General features: G+C 52.4%; 16 protein-coding genes. 7 read left to right on the top strand and 9 right to left on the bottom strand.

Features of this window, described 5'->3' with window-relative positions; all coding sequences use genetic code 11:
* Positions 1-210 precede the first annotated feature (210 nt).
* The 3 genes from DVH26_RS00505 to DVH26_RS00495 all read right to left on the bottom strand — a co-directional run bounded on the left by DVH26_RS00505 (position 211) and on the right by DVH26_RS00495 (position 4,618).
* Entirely contained in the window at positions 211-939 is a 729-nt protein-coding gene (locus DVH26_RS00505; protein ID WP_239630655.1) for a glycerophosphodiester phosphodiesterase, read from the bottom strand.
* A 26-nt stretch (positions 940-965) separates the two neighbouring features.
* Positions 966-2,309, bottom strand: coding sequence for an ABC transporter substrate-binding protein (locus DVH26_RS00500; protein ID WP_239630654.1), 1,344 nt, complete (start codon positions 2,307-2,309; stop codon positions 966-968).
* Positions 2,310-2,803: 494 nt separating this feature from the next.
* A complete protein-coding gene (locus DVH26_RS00495; protein WP_239635616.1) occupies positions 2,804-4,618 on the bottom strand; it encodes a rhamnogalacturonan lyase in 1,815 nt (604 codons plus the stop codon).
* A 375-nt stretch (positions 4,619-4,993) separates the two neighbouring features.
* Here DVH26_RS00495 and DVH26_RS00490 point away from each other — a divergent pair, with 375 nt between their 5' ends.
* Positions 4,994-6,028, top strand: coding sequence for a ParA family protein (locus DVH26_RS00490; protein ID WP_239630653.1), 1,035 nt, complete (start codon positions 4,994-4,996; stop codon positions 6,026-6,028).
* Positions 6,025-6,933 carry an SIR2 family protein gene (locus DVH26_RS00485; protein ID WP_239630652.1) on the top strand — a complete coding sequence of 303 codons (909 nt, stop codon included), beginning with the start codon at positions 6,025-6,027 and terminating at the stop codon, positions 6,931-6,933. Before DVH26_RS00490 ends, DVH26_RS00485 begins: the two co-directional genes overlap by 4 nt.
* 92 nt (positions 6,934-7,025) lie before the next feature.
* Here DVH26_RS00485 and DVH26_RS00480 read toward each other — a convergent pair whose 3' ends face one another.
* The 4 genes from DVH26_RS00480 to DVH26_RS00465 form a co-directional block, all read right to left on the bottom strand.
* The gene (locus DVH26_RS00480; protein ID WP_239630651.1) at positions 7,026-7,442 is read right to left on the bottom strand and encodes an SRPBCC family protein; all 417 of its coding nucleotides are present in this window, start codon (positions 7,440-7,442) and stop codon (positions 7,026-7,028) included.
* Positions 7,443-7,511: 69 nt separating this feature from the next.
* A complete protein-coding gene (locus DVH26_RS00475) occupies positions 7,512-8,402 on the bottom strand; it encodes a helix-turn-helix domain-containing protein (RefSeq protein ID WP_239630650.1) in 891 nt (296 codons plus the stop codon).
* A gap of 301 nt (positions 8,403-8,703) precedes the next feature.
* The gene (locus DVH26_RS00470) at positions 8,704-11,382 is read right to left on the bottom strand and encodes a phosphoenolpyruvate synthase (RefSeq protein WP_239630649.1); all 2,679 of its coding nucleotides are present in this window, start codon (positions 11,380-11,382) and stop codon (positions 8,704-8,706) included.
* Between the two features lie 15 nt (positions 11,383-11,397).
* On the bottom strand, positions 11,398-11,952 hold the full coding sequence (locus DVH26_RS00465; protein ID WP_239635615.1) for a TetR/AcrR family transcriptional regulator: 555 nt from the start codon (positions 11,950-11,952) through the stop codon (positions 11,398-11,400).
* A gap of 185 nt (positions 11,953-12,137) precedes the next feature.
* Between DVH26_RS00465 and DVH26_RS00460 the strand changes: the two genes are divergently transcribed.
* A complete protein-coding gene (locus DVH26_RS00460; protein ID WP_239630648.1) occupies positions 12,138-12,959 on the top strand; it encodes a class I SAM-dependent methyltransferase in 822 nt (273 codons plus the stop codon).
* A gap of 179 nt (positions 12,960-13,138) precedes the next feature.
* On the opposite strand, the gene DVH26_RS00455 is transcribed toward DVH26_RS00460, so the two are convergent.
* Both DVH26_RS00455 and DVH26_RS00450 read right to left on the bottom strand, forming a co-directional pair.
* Entirely contained in the window at positions 13,139-13,780 is a 642-nt protein-coding gene (locus DVH26_RS00455; RefSeq protein ID WP_239630647.1) for an NAD(P)-dependent oxidoreductase, read from the bottom strand.
* Positions 13,781-14,132: 352 nt separating this feature from the next.
* A complete protein-coding gene (locus DVH26_RS00450; protein WP_239630646.1) occupies positions 14,133-14,594 on the bottom strand; it encodes an SRPBCC domain-containing protein in 462 nt (153 codons plus the stop codon).
* 418 nt (positions 14,595-15,012) lie between these two features.
* On the opposite strand from DVH26_RS00450, the gene DVH26_RS00445 reads away from it, so the two are divergent.
* From DVH26_RS00445 to DVH26_RS00430, 4 genes are all read left to right on the top strand, one after another.
* Positions 15,013-15,636 (top strand): TetR/AcrR family transcriptional regulator, encoded by a 624-nt coding sequence (locus DVH26_RS00445; protein ID WP_239630645.1) that lies wholly within the window; start codon positions 15,013-15,015, stop codon positions 15,634-15,636.
* A gap of 23 nt (positions 15,637-15,659) precedes the next feature.
* Complete coding sequence (locus DVH26_RS00440; RefSeq protein WP_239630644.1) at positions 15,660-18,029, top strand: PEP/pyruvate-binding domain-containing protein; 2,370 nt, start codon at positions 15,660-15,662, stop codon at positions 18,027-18,029.
* A 344-nt stretch (positions 18,030-18,373) separates the two neighbouring features.
* Positions 18,374-19,426 carry an LLM class flavin-dependent oxidoreductase gene (locus tag DVH26_RS00435; RefSeq protein WP_239630643.1) on the top strand — a complete coding sequence of 351 codons (1,053 nt, stop codon included), beginning with the start codon at positions 18,374-18,376 and terminating at the stop codon, positions 19,424-19,426.
* 28 nt (positions 19,427-19,454) lie between these two features.
* The gene (locus tag DVH26_RS00430) at positions 19,455-19,640 is read left to right on the top strand and encodes a hypothetical protein (RefSeq protein WP_239630642.1); all 186 of its coding nucleotides are present in this window, start codon (positions 19,455-19,457) and stop codon (positions 19,638-19,640) included.
* The last annotated feature ends 3 nt before the right edge of the window (positions 19,641-19,643 follow it).

The raw sequence follows: 19,643 nt of genomic DNA, 5'->3' as shown, positions 1-19,643 counted from the left end.
AATCATTATCACTGAGATTCATTTTCACATGAATTGCGCTGCAGAGGAATGGACTTTTCTTTTTTTTGTTTGGACTTTTCTTGATTTGTAACAGGATTTCCACATGTTTACAATAAAAGAGACCCTTTGTGCAAGAAACGCACAAAGAGCCTTTGGATTTAAACCATGCACTTCATCGGCGGGCAGCCCACTCGGGCAGACAACCATCGTCTAAGACAAGCTAAGGTTTTTTAATGCGATCAACCTGGATACTTCCTTCGTCGTCATGGCATCGACTCCGGATTCGATCAGCTGCTTCATCGTATCAGGATCGTTGACGGTGTACACCCATACCGCAAGACCGTTCCGGTGAGCCAGCTCGATCACCTCCCTGCGGCATGTGGCATGGTGCATATTCAAGCCGTAATACCGGCCCTCCACACCTTCTCTGCACACTTTTTCCGCAAATAAGCTATAGTTCGCCGACTCCTCCGGCGTCAGCTTGGTAGCCGTATTGAACACTACCCGAAAATCGCCGTTACGGCTTGTCATTCCGTCGCTGCTTCCGGTAATATACACCTGCCCGGCCATCTCGTGCTCTCGGACCAGCCGAATACACGGCTCTATCGCGTCCGTCGTTTTCAAATCCAGATTCAACTGCACTCCGTACTGTTTGGCTATGGGCAGTACATCCGCCAGCCGCACGATTTCAAGCCGCTCATACAGCGGACTGATTCTCGATCTGACGGGCAAGCTGTTCAAATCCTCGTAATCATATTCGTGAAGATACGGGGAATCGTCATGCAGCAAAACAACAGTGCCGTCCCGTGCGACGCGCAAATCGACTTCTATTACATCGGCACCGAGCCTGATGCCCTCCATGAACGATTCTACCGTATTATACGGCGTATTATCGCATCCGGTATGCGCTCCGATCATAGGAAACGCCAGCGTCCCCATCTTCATCCGCTCCTTTTTCCGTTCTTCTACTTGCCCTTCTCCTCCTGCACGTTCTTGAGCGCCCTCTCCTGGGCATCCTTCAAGGCCGTGTTCACGTCTTTATTGCCCAAAGCCATGTTCTTTTGCTCGTCTCTAATAATGCTGGACGCCTTCGAGCCGTATACAGACGATTTGGGGGAAGGCGTCATTTTCGTCAAAAAGATGTTCTGAACGTTCTTCCCGTTGTAGCTGGGAAAATTTTTGGCATAATTGGCCTGTATCGCTTTATCCGGTATGGAGCTGATTCGGGCGTTCGCGCTGACCAGCATTTGCGTTTCCCTGGACACCGACTCGAGCAGTACCTGGAACGCTTCTTCTTTATGCTTGCTCGTTTTGGATATGAAGGTCATATGGGAGTCGACGGTCCTGCCGCTGCCGAGCTTATCCTGGAAATTCGGCAGCGCTGCGATATCCCAGTTGGTAAAGCCGGCTTTGGACGCCTCCTCCAGAGGAGCCGCCGCATCGTTCGTCCATTCCAGAAACATCGCGACGTTGCGGTCTTTGATCAGGCCGTTCCGGCCCCAGTTAAATTTGCCGTTCGGCCCGATTTGCCCCGGAATGTCATACACCTGCTTCAAAAAGGTGAATACACGCTTATATTCGGGCGATTCAAAATTCGGCGTGTCGTTGCTGTCGATGGCCAGAACGCCCAATTGGCCGGCTATCGTATCGCCGTAATTCGGCTCAAAGCCGATGTATTGGATTCCATCCTCCGTACGGTTGATTTTGCGGGCGAGAGGCAGTATGTCTTCAAAGCTCATAATGTCTTTCGGGTAGGGGATGCCGAACTTGTCGAAAATGTCCTTGTTATAGACGAGCATCCCGTAGTTAAGCGAAAAAGGGATCGAATACAGCTCTCCTTTGTCTCCTATCGACCGGATCTTATCCATAATCGCCTGATCGTAAATCGATAAATCCACCTTGTATTTCTTGACATACTCGTTCAAATCCTGCATAAGATCCAGCGACTTTAACAAAGCGAAATAACCGTTGCTGGCAAAGATAAGATCGGGTGTCTTGCCTGCCGCGATAAGATCCTCCAGCTCCGTTCCTTTCTCCGGCTTAATGTATTCCAGGGTAATATGCGGATATTTCTTTTTGACCGGCTCGGCGAAATACGTCTGGAAATCCTTCTCCGTGAAGCCTACGCTTTTATGGTTGGTCATCGTCAAGGTTACGGGCTCGGGAGCAGCCGTCGGTTTAGGCTCCTCCGCTTTGGCCGGCTGATTGTCCTTGTTCGCGGTCTGGCCGGATTGTCCGCTGCTGCAGGCTGGCAGCGATACGAGGAGCAGCGATAACGCCAGCATCCATACGCCCCATTTCTTATTCATCTTATCCCTCCATGCGTTCCATTGTTTTTTCTGGTCTTAAAAGTACGAATTCATCAATAACCGTCACACTAAAATTGAATGCGCTTTCACGAAACATCTCTTTTGTTTTCCGGTTGCAGCAGAGTTTTTACTGGATGATTGTACAGGATGGAGTAAGAGTACGAAGAAGGTTTGAGTTGAATGCGGGTCAATAGCCTAGATGCCTTGGACTGATTCAGCACTTAACAATGGCTGCGATGCAGATATTTCCTTGACCGATCGTCGCGAACGACACCTCCCGGCATAAAAAGATCATGGTTAGCATGAATGCGGCTCTTCACGAAGGAAAGCGCTTAACCTATTGTTTCCACTATACTACAGCGGTTTGACTATTGACAATTATTTTTTCAATGGGCTTGACCGCCTCTGTAAAGCCGCTTCGATAGAGGGGGTACGGCATGTCATATCGCTAAAACAAAAAACAACCGGGAGCCCTCCGTTCTCCCGGTTGTTCCTTATTTTTCCGTTCCTTCATTATGCTTCGTAACGTAAATAGCCGGAGCCGGAGGCTGCTCCATGCCGTGTCCCAAATAAAATCCGGGATGCGGCGGCTGGTTGTAGCAGACGTTCTGCCAGGCGACGCTCAACCGGTACACCGGATCGTGCATCAGCGTATGGATGCGGTGTTCGGTCACCTCCGTCGTAGAGTAGATGCGAAGCTCCGTGCTGTCCGCTGAACGCCAAATCACTTCCTCCCTCCAGTCCCCGAACAAATCGGCCTGCAGGCACGGGTTGCCCTTCGTTCCGTTGTTAGATCGGGTCCCTTCCGGAGTCATCAGCGTGATGAGCCTTTCCTTCTCATAATCCCATTTATAAATCCGGCCTTCACCGATGCCGGTGTCCGGGTCATATTCGTGATCGAGCAGCTCGCGCAGCAAATCGCCGTCCCACCATATGGCGAAATTGAACGATTGCGGAGTGACATCCGATATTTTCTCGCCGCGAATGTTATACAATCCGAAGCCGCCTTGCTTCCAGTGGTCCGATGACCACACCTCCGCTCCGTCATAGCGGGGATCGATATCGGCGGCAAGACCTCTGCCAATATCCGTGCTGGTTGGCAGTCCCCACAAAATTTCGCCGGTTCGGGCGTCATGGACTTCAATGCCCTTGTCCGAAGGGTTCTCATGTACCTGGTATACCTCCAGGCCAGGCCTGCTCGGATCGAGAGAGCCGACATGCATGGCATCGCCATGGCCCAGGCCGGTGACGTACAACCCGGTGCCGTCATGGTCGATGACGCAGGAGCCGTAGACGATCTCGTCCATGCCGTCTCCGTCGACGTCCGCCACGGCCACGCTGTGGTTGCCTTGGCCGGCGTAGCCGGCATAGCCCGGATTGTTGCTGTCGAACGTCCACACCTTGGTCAGCTCGCCGTCGCGCCAGTTGAAAGCAGCCAGCACGCTTCTGGTGTAATAGCCGCGGCACATGACCAAGCTCGGCCGTACCCCGTCCAAGTATGCGACGCAGGCCAAAAACCGGTCGACCCGGTTGCCCTTGGAGTCACCCCATGCGGACACATCGCCACGCGGCGGATCATAGTCGGTCGTCGCCAGCGCCCGGCCCGTCAATCCGTCGAAGACGGTGAGAAATTCCGGGCCTTCGAGAATGAAGCCCCGCTCGTTGCGGTAATCGGCATCCGGATCGCCGATCACTTGGCCTGTGCCGTCCACGGTGCCGTCCGCCGTCTTGCAGGCAATCTCCGCCTTGCCGTCTCCGTCGAAGTCGTACACCAGAAACTGTGTGTAATGGGCGCCGGCGCGAATGTTGCGGCCCAGGTCGATCCGCCATAGGAAGCGGCCGTCCAGCTTGTACGCATCCAAGTAGGCGTTGCCCGTATAGCCGGAGTGGGCGTTATCGTGCGAGTTGGACGGATCCCACTTGAGAATGATCTCGTATTCGCCGTCCCCGTCAACGTCTCCCACGCTCGCGTCATTGGCGCTGTACGTATACTCCTCCCCGGCCGGGGTAACTCCGCCTTCCGGCTTGCGCAGCGGCACCGAGTGGTAGTTGCTGCTCCACACGCTAACGGGCGGCGACTCCTCCAGCTCCTCCTCACCGAATACAGGACGGACCGTGTAGGTGGATTCCAGCGTTCCCCGCTCGTCCAAATAATTGGTGCTTGTGCGAATCGGCGCGGCGTTCACCTTCTCCCCGTCGCGGTACAAGTTGAAAGCGAAGTCCGCCGGCTCGGTGCCGAGCAAGCGCCATCCGACATAGACGCCCTTCTCTACCTTAATAGCGACGAGACCGCGCCCTATATGCTCCATCTGCCGAGGCAGAATATCTGTGTTTGGCTTGGTTACAGGGGTAGACTGATTGCTTGTCACAAGTAACATCTCCTTCTTCGAACAACGTTACTTTATTCATACCCTGTATAGTTCTTGCATTCAATTGCACTTTTTTGCAAACCGGTAGGAAACTTATTGCGCGATTGCACTTTTCTTGGCCTTCCCGCTTTAGACAGGGAAATATCCCCACTAATTGAGCTTTTTGGCGTCTAAGCCAAACAGATACTTTTTGGGAAGCCCTATTGCAAGTGAAGGCAACTTTTTTTGTAGCTAATGATTTAGTAACAATGGTACAATGTAGCATATATCAATGATTACAAATTTAAGTATATTTGTAAAATGGAGTGGGTAATTGTGGCAACCAGTTTATGTTTTTTTAACAATAAAGGTGGTGTCGGTAAAACTACATTAACCTGTAACATTGCTTCATATCTAGCTACTGTACATCGCAAAAGAGTTCTTATAGTTGATACAGATCCTCAATGTAATGCAACGCAATATATCTTGTCATTTGATGATACGGAGGATCTTTTTGGATCTAAGTCAGAAAACACAGTACTTGATGTGATACTTCCCTTGGAAGAAGGCAATGCAAATATCAATTTCGAAATTGTTCCAATTAAACAAGAATTTAATAGATTTAATGTCGACCTATTACCGGGTCATCCTAAAATTGCTCTTTTTGAAGATAAATTTAGTAGAGCGTGGCTAGATCTAAATAATGACATTGGCGCATTGAGAACAACAAATTGGTGTTATCAATTAAACTCTTACTTTTCAGATGATTATGACATTATTATATATGATGTGGGTCCGAGTTTAGGTGCATTAAATAGAACCATTCTGCTTGGTTGTGATTTCTTTGTAAGTCCAATGGGATGCGATACTTTCAGCATTATGGGAATTAACAATATCTCCGATTGGTTAAGGGATTGGCATGCATTATACGCAGCAAATTTGGGATTCATTAAAGAAAGAAAACCCGAATTAGTTGAAAAGTATGAGGCTGATCTAGTAAATAGTATAAATTCGCAATCTAAATTTATAGGATATACTATTCAACAGTATATAGTTACTAGAAGTTCTGGGAGTAGGGCAAGACCTACAAAAGCATTTGAAAAAATATTAGAAAAAATACCAGGCGAAGTATCAAGTAATTTGAATAGATTTACTCCAGAAAAATTGGATGAGAATAAACTACGGTTAGGCGATGTTCCACATCTATATAGTCTGGTCCCTCTTTCACAATCAGCAAACACACCTATTTTTCTTTTGGAAGGTAAAGACGGCTTAGTTGGTTCACAGTATGCACAGTTAAACAATTACAAGGAAATGATAGACTCGATTACTCATAACCTACTTGAAAATATTAAGGAGTCTGGTTTATGAGCACAGATATAGAAGTTACTGAAGTTGTTAATCAGGTAGTAGAAAAGGAAATAATAAGATGGCCTTCATCACTTGTAGCTGAGTTGGCAGAGCGTCGATGTATTATTGTTCTTGGTTCAGGAGTATCAGCATCATCGAAAAGTAGCGTTGGGAAAAGCCCTAAAGATTGGGATGGGTTCTTACGCGAAGGTATAAAAAGAATGAATAATGAAGATGCGAAAGTTGTAGCAACCGAATTATGTAATAAGAAAAATTACTTGGATGCTGCTCAAATAATGAAGGATCATATCAACCTTGGTGATTATGATGATTTCTTTCAGGAGGAATTTAACCCTAGGGATATATACCAACCTTCTGCAATACATAAGACAATCATGCTACTTGACCCTAAAGTTGTCGTTACAACAAATTATGACAAAATTTATGATAATTTATGTATGCAACAACCTTCCTACAACGTGTTAAAGTATTATGATAACAATATTATAGATGATATCCGGTCTAGGAAGAGGTTAGTCTTAAAAGCGCACGGATGTGTTAGTAATACTAAGCAAACAATATTAACTAGAGGGGATTACTTTGAAGCTAGAGATAAGTATTCTTCCTTTTACCGAGTTTTAGATTCATTGTTCTTAGTTAATACACTTCTTTTTATCGGAAATGGTTTATCTGATCCAGACATAAATCTTCTATTAGAAAATGCTAATATTGCCGCAAAATGTAGTAGGCCACACTACATCCTATCTGGAGATAATTGGAACATGTCAGTAAAAAAAGCAATTAAATCCACTTATAATTTAGAATTTTTAGAGTATCCAGCAGGACAATATGATTTAATCCCTGAAGCTTTAAATGACCTATTGAGCTTAGTATTAGAACATCGTAATGAGAACGGACTTCAATAACACCGCTTACAAAATGTATATACAAAAAAAAGCCAATCGAACGCTGCTGGAATGCTGCGTCGGTCGGCCTTTTTCTTACATGCATAAACCATCTAAAGCTCGGTCCGGCTTTCGAGCACTTTTTTCAAGCTGTGCAAATCTCGCTCCACCATCCCGGCGTCATGCGCGAACTGCTCGTCCGACATGCCCGGCTGCTGGAACATGGTGAAGAGAAACTCACTTCCCGAACCGTTCGCAACAACGCGCATCGCATTCATAATCGGCTGCCCGTCGCCTACATAAACGTGATGATCGAGCACACCGAACTCGTTTCTTTCCACGAGCTTGAGATTCATCGGACCGTCTGGCGTCGTTACGACCCACCAGCCGTCATGCGACGGTTGAATGGACAAGCTGAACGAAGTGGCCCATTCGGGAAAATGTTGAAGCTCAAACACATAATCGTACACCCGTTCGGGTGTCCTTTCAATGGAAACGGATAACGTTCTGGCATTAACAATGGCTGCCATCGGCAGTTCTCCTTTCATCCTTCGGAAGATGGGGTGTAAAGAAGCGTTAGTCTTAAGTATACCCGCCGATTACCGTTTAGGATTGTAAAAATCGGACGCCAGATGGAATTCCCGGGCGGCCACGACAGGAGAATCGCCGTAAAACCGTCTGAACTCATGAATCATATGTGATTGATCGAAGTAGCCATACTGCGCCGCCAAGGAAGCCCAATCCCGCTGCGGCTGGGATCTGATCTGCCGGACCAGCGATTGAAACCGGACGATTTCGGAAAACTTCTTCGGACTGACGCCGACCCATTGATCGAAATCCCGGTTCATCTGCCTGGAGCTGAGCACGGCTTCGGCAGCCAGTTCCTGAACGGAAGCCGTGCCGCCCGACGTAAAGATCCGGTGCAGCCAGCCGCTCATCCGGTCGTGCAGCGCAGATGAACCGGCCGGCTGCAGCCAACGGGTAAGGGACTGCTCCAGCAGCCGCACCTTCCCGGCCAGCGTCGGAGCCTCGGCGATCCGTTCGCCCAATTCATCCAGCTCGCCTGCCAGATCAGGTGCAGCGTCGTCCAGAAAGCACGACCGGTTCGTGAATTCGGCAATCCGCGATTTCAATAGAGGATATGCGCCTCCCGGGAACAACCGGACTCCAAGCTTGAATGACGGACGTACATCATCATACGCAATAGAAAAAGGGTGCTCCAGCAGACCGATGTACCTTATACGATATTGGCCGTTCGTCAAATCCCGCTCGAATAAAATGTCCGTACAACCATCCGGAATCACCCGATCCGGCACCGAGTCCGGCTCCGAAGCTTCAGGAGTCCCGTCCGCCACCGGCTCCGACGCCCAATAACACGAAACGTAGGGCTGCAATAACGGCGACGGCTCGATTTCCACATACGAGCTGGAAGTGACTCTTCCGTTTCCTTGAACCGGCCGGAACAACGAATGCAGCTTGGCTTGTTGCATAGGCTCCCTCCTTTGACTGCCGAAAGCCGGAATGTCCCGGATCATAGAATAGATCCGATTATAGTACCTTCAGGATACGTCCTGAAGCGGTGCGATGCAAGCTGCAAAAGGTTTCCTGGCTTAGGGAGGGGGAGCGGGCTGCAACAGAAAAGGATAATCGAATGGAATCACGACCGCTTACTTACGACCGGTACAACAAGAGCAAGGTAAGCAGCGCCTTAACCTCTTTCATAACGGAAGCCGGGGACATAAGCGTTCTGTCCCCGGCTTCCGTTTTAACTTTGAGTAGTCGGGTCCAAGCCTAGGATGGCTCCGGCTTCTCTAGTATGAGTACATAGCCGCGGGTCCCGTCCAGGCGGATCCGGTCCCCGTCCTTGATGCGCTTGGTCGCATCGTCGATGCCGACCACTGCCGGCAGCCCGTACTCGCGGGCCACGACCGCACCGTGCGTCATGAGCCCGCCGACCTCCATGACCAGGCCGACCGCCGAATGAAACAGCGGCGTCCAGCCCGGGTCGGTGAACGGGGCGATCATGATCTCGCCCTTGTTCAGCTTCGCTTCGTCGGGCCGCAGCACGACGCGCGCGATCCCTTCCACCACGCCGGCGGATACGGGCGTGCCGAGCAAGGCCCCTGCCGGCGCGTCCTGCTGCCTGCGCCGGCCGGTGATGATTTCGCCTTCGCTGGTCATCACGCGCGGCGGAGTCAGTGACTGGAAGCGCGAGTAATCCCGCTTCCGCTCCTCCAGCATCTCGGCCAGCCCGGGCATGGGCTGCCCTTCGGTTAACTGCATCAGCTCGTCGAGCGTCAAATAGAAGACGTCCTCCTCCGACTGCAGTACACCCGCCTCCACCAGCCGCCGCGTTTCTTCCTGCATCGCCTGCCGGATAAACCCGAACAAGCGGATCATCATATATTTCGGATGCTCTCTTAAGCCCATCATGCTGCGGTATACCCGCACCAGCCGGGACAATAGCTTCGCCCGGAGCCAGCCGAAGGGCAGGGCCCGCACGCGGTCCACGAGCTCGCGGGCGGCCGCTTCGGCTTCCCGGGCTCCTTCGGCAAACCGCTCTCTATGCTCGCCCGGCTTCATGGTGCGCATATGGTTATCGATCGACGGCAGCAGCGTGCTCGCATCCTCGCGCCACCGCTTTCGGGTCATGTCGATCTCCCCGGGGCAGCGCATGCCGTACAGCTCCATGAACCGGTCCCACTCCTGCAGGAAAGCGGCTCCCCCTTCCACCGTCTGCAATTGACTACGGAAGTGGACGGGATCTCCATGCCGGATCAGTTCAACCACCTGCGGCTTATCTCGCGCCGCATCGGCCAAATCGCCGATCATGAGCCCGAGCTCGCTCGTTACATTGCCATGCAGCGACTTGTTCAGTACCGGCATGATCTCCGTATCGCCGAGCCATTTCGCCGCCAGCTTCTTAATCCAGATGGAAGCAATAATACCGGACAACGGGTAGCCAATCATTCGGGCAAACAAGGTGCGGAGAATGATCCCGGCCAGCTCCTGAATCCGGAGGATCCGCTGCGAGCCGGTGACGCCGGACAAGCGGACCATTCCCTCGTGGACGAACGTCTCCATCCACTCGTTCGCTTCCTTGGCCGCCCGCTCCGGTACGGCGAAGAACAGGTTGCTCGCCGCTTTGCCCGCAATCGGAACAAAAAACCGCAGCAGCTCCTTCTTCATCCCGGGCTGAGGCGGCAAGCCCCGGACGAACGAATCTTTGCGGATGAACTCTTCGATGCCGCTCGCTATCCGCTCGTCGATGTTGCTCAGCACCTTCGGCAGTACCCGGCGGGCCGGCTTCAGCGTGAACGCCTGCGTAATATCGATGAACATTCTCCCTCCGGCGACATAAGCCTTGTCGCTCTCCGTTCGTACGGAACGCTTGCCGAACGGAACCATCGTTCGCAGGACGGACAGTCCCATCGGCTTGATCGCGTCCGTCATCATCTGCTGATGGCCGAAGGAGATCAGAATGTGCGGGGATTCTCCCTCAGCTACAGGCACGTCAGGCAGCGGATACAGCGAGGTGATCGGACGGCTCTGCACGATAAAGAGCTTGCCTTCGGCCCAGCACCATTCGATATCCTGATCGGAGCCGTAGTGCCGCTTGATCGTTCCGCCCAGACGGGCGAGCTCCACAATCAGCTCGTCGCTTAAGGCCTGCCGCTCCTGCATCGACTCGGGCAGGTCCCTTGTCTCGGTCCCGCCCTCGGGCAAGGAGTAGATTGCGAGCTTCTTGCGCGCGATTTTTTTCTCTATAATGCGCCCGGAGCGTACCTGGTACAAATCCGCCGAGACCAAGCCGGATACGAGCGCCTCACCGAGGCCGAAGCTCGCGTCGATGGAGACGGTCCCCCGATGCCCGCTGATCGGATCGGCGGTGAATAGGATTCCCGACACCTCCGGAAATACCATTTGCTGCACGACGACCGACAGCAGCACGGCCCGGTGGTCGAAGCCGTTCTTGGCCCGGTACGATATCGCCCGGTCGGTGAACAGGGAAGCCCAGCAGCGGCGGACGGCTTGAAGCAGCTGTTCTTCTCCGCGAACATTCAAATACGTGTCCTGCTGGCCGGCAAACGACGCCGTCGGCAAATCCTCCGCCGTAGCGCTGGAACGAACGGCATAAGCCTTGGACTCTCCAGATCGTCTCCAGCTGTCCACCAGCGCTTGACGGATGCCGCCGGGAATCTCAATCGTGACCAAATAGTCGCGAATCTCCCGCCCTAATGCGGCGATTTCGTCCAGCTGATCGGCCGTTACCGCGGCCAGCCGGGCGAAATAATCCTCCATCCTTGCACTCTGTCCGATAAAGGCCCGATAAGCTTCCGTTGTCACGCAAAACCCCGGAGGAACCGGAAAGCCCGCCCGGGTCATCTCTCCCAGGTTGGCTCCCTTGCCGCCTACCAGCGGCAGACTGGATTTATCGATCTGCTGGAAATCAAGCACGTAACCGTTCATGGAATCCACGCTCCCTTATTTTCGAATGCCCTCGATAAACATCGTGAATAACGTGTTCCCGACATCGACCATCCCCACCCCGTGCTTGGCGGCAAAGTCAGGCCGGGCAAAATGGCGGATGCTTTCGAGCATGATGACGGTAGCCAGCCTCGGATTCAGATCGCGGATCAAGCCGTCCTGCTGTGCTTGAGTGATCAGCTCTTCCAGAAACGACAGCTGCTTGACCCGAAACGCCTCTATCCGTTCCCACAGTCCGGGGATGAACTTTTGGATGTCCTCAAGAAACAGCGGGTTCAGCTTCACAATCTCCTGCTTAATGGCGGCAAAAACGAGCCCGATCATCGTCACGGCATCCGCCTCCTGCCGTCTCACTTCGGCGATGGCCGCTGCTATCGCCTTCATCGTCAGCTCCATCACCGCCTCGGCAATCTGCTCCTTGCCGCTGAAATACAAATAGAGCGTCTTCTTGCTCATCCCAAGCCTGGTTGCCAGCTCGCTTAAAGTGACGCTTCGGTATCCTTTTGCTTGAAACAGCTCGGCCGCAGCCTGCAAAATCCGCGTACGAATCATATCCTCCACTGAATTACCCTCCACTCCAGAAACCAAGGAAACCGAAATAATACTTCTTGGTTTCCATTTTACAAAACCTTAAACTATTCGTCAACGATGGACAAGCCCGACTATTGGACCCAATTTACATAGATTGGTACAATATAATCATCTTCATACCATTATTCATGAGCGGAGGAATGGGAATGATTCCGGAAGGCAACCTTAAAAGCAACATCGACCGATTTACAGGCTACCAAAATTTGTACGACAAATACCGCCCGGAGGCACCGCAAGCAGTCATCCGTATTTTAACGAATTACTTGGGCAGAAGACCCTCGATCGTTATGGATGTCGGCTGCGGAACAGGCTTGTCGACCTTCGTATGGAACGGCCATGCAGACCGGATTATCGGGGTGGAACCGAGTGATGACATGCGAAGCAAAGCTTTGGAAAAAGCGGCGGAATCCAGCGGTGACAGCGACATCCGGTTTGTACCCGGTTATTCCAATCAATTGGACATGGAATCGGACAGCGTGGACATCATTACCTGCTCCCAATCCTTTCATTGGATGGAACCATCCAGCACCCTGCAGGAGTTTGCCCGAGTTCTTCGGGACGGCGGGGTGTTCGCGGCTTACGATTGCGATTGGCCTCCGACATTGACCTGGACTATTGAGCATGAATACAATAAGCTCATTCAAAAGTCGGACGCGCTGTTAAAGCAGCTCGTTGAGGAGAATAAGCAGGCGGTGAAACGCAACAAGGAGGAGCATTTGCAGCATATTCAAAACAGCAATGCGTTCCGCTTCGCCAAAGAAATCGTCTTTCACAATATGGAGCCGTGCGATGCCGAGCGTTATGCCGGACTTGCCATAAGCCAAGGTGGACTACAAACGATTCTGAAGCAAGGTTCAACCGCATTGGACGAAGATATCGCAGCATTTAAGTCTGTTGTGGAGGCTTATTTTCAAGGCAGAACGCTGGATGTCCTGTTCAGCTACCGGATGCGGCTCGGAGTGAAGTAGAAATAGTCTCTTTTGTTACCGGCAATCTTGCTGAAATAACCCCACAAAGTGGACCTTTGGCTTCAAAGTCCATCAGATACTTTGCAGGGAGCCCCGATTATAAATTCTATATGTAAAAATGGAAAAAAAGCATCGGAGACCGATCTTGCGATCCTAAGTCTTCGATGCTTTTTGCTATCTTACTCGGCTTCGCCTACAACGGTAAACCGTTCATTGATATGCTGCGGATTCTCCAGCTCATCCAATACGGCAATCGCATAATCGGCGTAGCTGATGTAGCTGCTGCCTGCGGCATTGACGATCAGATTGTCCTTGCCTTTGCGATAAGCTCCTGTTTTCTTGCCTTCCGGGTTGAAAAATGCCGCAGGGCTGAGGAAGGTCCAGCGAATGCCTTGCGACGCCTGCAAGTCGGCCAAGTTCTGCCCTTGATTCGACGCCGTTGCGAAGTACAGCGCAGGAAATTCCGGTGTATTCATCAAACGGGTTGTTTGCTGTTCGTCCACGAACAAGCTGCCTGCGCCGCCTACAACGAGCAAGCGGGTGTTCGGCGCACCTTGCAGCGCCTGAATCAGCACTTTCCCCGCTTCTACATGTTGGTGCTCCTGACCAGGCGCTGCGCCGAACGCATTGACGACGGCGTCAAACTCTTTTACATCCTCCGCTGTCAGCTGGAATATGTCCTTTTCCACTACGCGAACGTTGGCATCGTTGATTTTGGAGCCGTCCCGTACCAACGCCGTCACTTCGTGACCGCGGCTCAAAGCTTCCTTGACGATCAAGCTTCCTGCTTTGCCTGCTGCTCCGATAACTGCAATTTTCATAGTATAGCCTCCTATTTTATATTGTAACCACATTAGTTACATCTTATAGTGAAAAAAACTCCAATCGGAGTACATCTAGGATGAGCGACCGCGTTTAGTAGTAGTTTTTATCGCCAAATAGAATTCTGCATCCGATGCGGAATTTTATAAATTCTATTGTGGTAAAAAAATTTTAGTTCACCATGCTGCTTAGTAAACAACGGCTTGCGTTATTACCTGTAACCATTATAGTTACAATATAAACTTGTTGTCAACCTCTTTCTTTGTTAGCATGATCCGATTCGGGTCAAAATACACAGCAAGCAGCGCCATACCGCCGTTTCCGGGGCTGGAGCTGCTTGTTATCGGATGCCTACCACGTCAGCGGCTTGCCTGTCTCAATCCATGTCTTGGTGCTGCTCAGCAAAAACCACCATGCCGAGACCGTGTTTTTATATGAAGGATCTTGCTCATGCCATTGATCGTGAGTCAGCATAAGCTTGGTGGATACACCTGCCGGCTCGATCCGGTAAGTAATCCGGGACTCGTAACGCTCCTGCCCCTCGTAGTAGGATTCCCCGACATAGTGGGAAAAGCTCAACGTCTTGTGCGGCTCGCAAGCCAGTATCGTTCCGTACACATGAACCGTGCGGTCGCCCCGGTTTCCCGGACCGACATACTGAATGGAAGCCCCTTCCTCGAACGTCGATTCAATAACGCAGCCGGCATACACCGCCTTCACTCCTTCGGGAGACACGAGCGCTTCCCATACTTGCTCCGGCGTTCCCGCGACATAAAACTCATAGTACAAATCTTTCACATCATTGGCAGCCATTGCTCAGCTCCACCTTTCGCTTAAGCCTGTTATTCGTTGCTTGATAAGCATAGCATCGCTTTACTGACAACTACGGTCAGGGAAGCTTGAACGAAATGGCTTAGTGAACCAGGTACGGACTCGTCGCCCCGTGCTCCTGATCCGCTTGGGTCGATGCCGCAGGTTGCTGCTTTTGTCGACCGGAGGCTTGGAAAAGGATCCGCAGCCGGTTAGTGCGGCAAAAGCAAGTAAACCCCCGGCTCTTCTGTAGGAAAGCATCGGCGGTTTTGCAATGGATCGCTGATGTTCGGATTGTTATTATTGGGCGCAGCAGCCATATGGATACTCATTGACCACAGTGGTCAATAGTGCTATGATGACTCCATTGACCAGAGTGGTCAATGGGCATGGACCATTTTTTCGAAGGAGATGTTCCGGAATGCATGAGAAGTTTGTAAGTCTGGAGCCGGAAAAGCAGGAGCGCATATTGAACGCAGCCATGAAGGAGTTTGCACAGAAAGGCTATAAAAACGCATCGACGAATGAAATCGTTGCTGAAGCAGGCATTTCCAAAGGGCTGCTGTTTCATTATTTCCACAATAAAAAGGATTTGTACCTGTATTTGTACGACTACATTATGGAAGTCATTGTGAAAGAATTTTTCGAGAAAATCGATCTGCAGCAGCGGGATATATTGGCCCGATTGCGCCAGTGCGCCCGATTGAAAATGGAGATCATTCATAAACACCCGGAAATGTTCCAATTTGCGCTGTCAGCCAATCTGGAGGATGCCGAAGAGATCAAGTCGAAGCTGCAGCCGAGAAATAAAGAAATTTTGGCCAAGAGCTATGCCGCCCTGCTCGAGAAAGTCGATACGACGGTTTTCAAGGAAGGGATCGATACGGAAAGAGCCGTCCGCATCATATTTTGGACGATCGAAGGCTATTCGAATCAGGAGCAGCAGCGGGTCAAGTCTCTCGAGTTGACCGAGGAATACTATGAGCGAGCGACAGCAGAGCTGGATCTGTATCTGGAGATGTTGAGGAAAAGCTTTTATCGATAACCGCCGCGAAGGAGATGTTTCATGTGGAACATTCGGTTGTAAGCTTTCAAGAGATCCGTCCGGAGCAAAAAGCGGATGCAGGAGGCAAAGGCGGCATTCTTTCCGTTCTGTACCAATCCGGCTATCCGGTACCGGAAGGCTTCGTCATTTTTCCGTCCGCTTTCGACGGTGATAAGCTGCTCGACTCGGCTTGGGAGCAGGTACTGTCCAAGGTGAATGCCATGAGATCCGGACATCGGGACATCCTGTTGGCCGTTAGATCCTCAGCCTTGAGCGAAGACTCCGCCCATGCCTCCTTTGCCGGTGAATTCGAGACCGTGCTTCAAGTGCGAAGCAATGAAGAGCTTTTGGCAGCCATCGATAAAGTGCACGAGTCGGCACATTCCGAAAGAGTGAAAGTATACAGCTCGGTTCAAGGCATCGATGCAGCGCATGCCATGGCCATCGTTGTCCAGCGGATGATCCGGTCGGAGCTGTCCGGCGTCCTGTTTACCGCAGATCCGATAACCGGCAGCCACACGAGAATGGTAGGAAACTACGTACACGGCCTGGGCGAACAGTTGGTATCCGGAGAGTCGGACGCTCATGCCTTTGTTTTAACCAGACCGAAAGGCATCTATAAAGGACCCGCGGAAGGCAAAAAACACGCCACGGCCCTGTACGCTTACGCCTCCCGGATGGAAGCAGAGCTCGGCGCCCCTCAGGACATCGAATGGGCAGCGGCGGAAGGCAAGCTGTACATTCTTCAGGCACGTCCCATTACGACGTTAATGCCCGGAAACAAAGATACGTATGAATGGAACGATTCGCTCGACGGCGATTTCCTGTGGACGAATACGAATATCGGCGAGGCGATTCCCGATGTGATGACCCCTCTCACCTGGTCCGTATTGCGGTTCATCGACGAGGAGCAAAATATCATCCCGGGCTATTACATTTGGTCGGGCAATATTTGCGGAAGAGCTTATACGAATATAAGCGCTGCGCTGTCCCTCTTCCCTGCTGTCGGCGTCCCTATAAAGCTGACGCTGAGAAAAGTGAGTCAGGCGCTCGGCCAGGTACCGGAAGGGATGACGATCCCTGTGTACCCGTTCCCCCGGCTTCAGCTCCTGAAGGAGGTCATCGTCAAGCTGACGCGCTTCTTGAAAAAGCTGCGGAAAGCCGCGGCCTATACGCCTCATCATATCGAAAGTTCGCCTGAACGGTGCGCCGATTTGACCTTGCGTATACGTAACATTTCAAGCAAGCAGGAGCTTTTGGCCTTATGGAAGGAACAGCTGCGTCCTTACGTCTTGACCGCCTGGTGGTCGCTGCTCTGGGGCGGGCGTAAGTACGGAGATATCACCTATGCGCTGAACAAGAAGCTGACGAAGCTCGTCGGAACGGAGGATACCAATCTGCTGCTGTCCAATCTGCGTGGAAGCAGCGGCTTGGCCAGCCTCGGACCGGTTACTGGCATCGCGCAGGTTCTTCGCGGGGATCTGAGCCGCGAGCAATATTTGCGGCAGCACGGGCACCGCGGACCGCACGAGCTGGAGCTGTCGATCCCCCATCCTGCGGAGGATACACGCTGGCTGGACCAGCAGATTGAGGAATACCATCGCTCGGCTACAGATGTGGATGCGCTTCTTGCGAAGCAGCAGCGCCAGTACGAAGAGGCTTGGAGACGGTTCGAGCAGCGTCACCCCGGGCAGGCCGCACGGGTCCGCAAGCAGCTCGCCAAGGCGTCGGCGAACGCCCAGCTCCGCGAATCGGCCCGTTCCGAATTCATTCGCGTCTACCGGGTTATGCGCGCGTTCCTGCTAAGAGCCGGTGAGCTTACGGCATTGGGCGACGATCTGTTCTTCCTCTACATCGACGAGGTTCTGGATGTATTGTCCGATCATCGCGAAGCGGTGCAGCATATTCCCGCCCGTCGGATGACGTATAACCAATACCTGACGCTCCCTCCCCTGCCTACTCTCATCCGGGGGCGGTTCGATCCGTTCCGCTGGGCCGAGGATCCGAATCGGCGGGTGGACTATTACGACGCCACCCTTCCGGTTGCCGTCGCGGACGATGCCGCGGCGCTGCACGGGTTCGCCGGAGCCGCGGGGCGGATTGAAGGCAGCGTACGCGTGTTATCCCGTCCCGAGGACGGGGCTCAGCTGCTGCCGGGAGAGATCCTCGTCGCTTCTACGACGAATGTAGGCTGGACGCCGCTGTTTCCTAGAGCGGCTGCGATTATTACCGACGTCGGCGCCCCGCTGTCCCATGCGGCTATCGTCGCAAGAGAGCTTGGCATTCCTGCCGTCGTAGGATGCGGCAACGCCACGGCGAGATTAAGAACCGGTGACCGGGTCATCGTAGACGGAGGTCAGGGCGTCGTCGAGATCGTCGATCACCACATCTAACTGCAATGAGGAAGGAACGTCTGTCCGGGACCGGATAAGACGTTCCTTTTTCGCGCATCGTTTGTGAAATATACAGCTATCGCAGTCGCATTACTCTGACCTCTTACCGGACTGCTTACTCCGGACTTTTCCCCGCTCCCGGTCCAATAGTATCTTTTTGATACTATCTTACAAATAGGTTGGTACTTGTTATTAGGAATGTAATATATAATAATAAACTTTGAGGCTGTTTTTTTATTTCAGCTGATTTTGCGCATGATGCCGTTCACATTGGTTACCCTGTTTAACATACGTATCCAACTACGATACATTCATCATAACTTTTCCGGGGGGGTTCTCATCCGATGGTTCAACCAAACGCAGCAGCAAATCAAGGAAAATCCATTGAACATATTACGCTGTCCGTTCTCGATCTCGCTCCTGTCGTTGCCGGCAGCACGCCTGCGGCTTCCTACCGCAATACGCTCGACCTGGCGCGTCATGCCGAGCAATGGGGCTATCACCGCTACTGGCTGGCGGAGCATCACAATATGCCTGGAGTGGCCAGCTCCGCCACGTCGCTCGTCATTGGGTATGTCGCCAACGGCACGGAGAAAATCCGTGTAGGATCCGGCGGCATCATGCTGCCGAACCACGCTCCGCTCGTGATCGCCGAGCAGTTCGGGACGCTGGAATCGATGTACCCGGGGCGCATCGATCTCGGCTTGGGAAGAGCGCCGGGGTCGGATCAGCCGGCTATGCGGGCGCTGCGCCGCGGCCTCGGCAGCGACGGCCACGATTTTCCCGAGCAGCTGAGCGAGCTTCGCTCCTACCTCAATCCATCGCTTGGCAACCGTCCGATGGGAGTAAGAGCCGTTCCGGGCGAGGGCCTGAACATTCCGATCTGGCTGCTCGGCTCCAGCGGCTTTAGCGCCCAGCTAGCAGGCCAGCTGGGACTGCCCTTCGCGTTTGCGAGCCACTTTGCTCCGGACTATCTGCTCGCCGCGCTGGAGCTGTACCGCACCAACTTCCGCCCGTCCGAGGCGCTGTCCGAGCCTTATGTGATGGTAGGGCTCAATGTCGTTGCAGCCGATACGGACGAAGAAGCCACCAGACTGGCTACATCGATGCAGCAGCAATTTCTTAATATTATCCGCGGACGCACCGGTCAGCTGAGTCCTCCCGTCGACTCGATGGACGGCTTGTGGAGCGATCAGGAGAAGGCCATCGTGCATAAGCAGCTCAGCTTTTCGATAGCGGGCAATAAAGAGACCGTCCGCGACAAGCTGCAGCGTTTCCTCGACTTGACCGGGGCCGACGAGATGATCGTGACCTCGCAAATTTACGACCATCAAGCCCGCTTGCACTCGTATGAGCTGCTAATGGAAGCCGTGCGAGGCACAGCCGCAGTGAAATGAGAAAAACTCCTATCGGAGTACTTCAGGGATGAGCGACCGCGTTAAGAGGTTGTTTTTATCGCCAATTGGAAAGATCTTCAATGCGCTTTATCGCTTTACCGAACTTAAACTTTCCAATGTGGTAAATGAAAAGCCCGAGACAACCGGAGTACCGGTTGCCGCGGGCTTTTTTCCCTTTTCATGGCACGACCCTGCGTTAGGCCGGCCGCTCTAGCGA

It is taken from the genome of Paenibacillus sp. H1-7 (assembly GCF_022354825.1).
Classification (GTDB): domain Bacteria; phylum Bacillota; class Bacilli; order Paenibacillales; family NBRC-103111; genus Paenibacillus_S.
The sequence above is the reverse complement of the archived record's forward strand: the minus strand, read 5'-3'. Positions and strand labels throughout refer to the sequence as shown.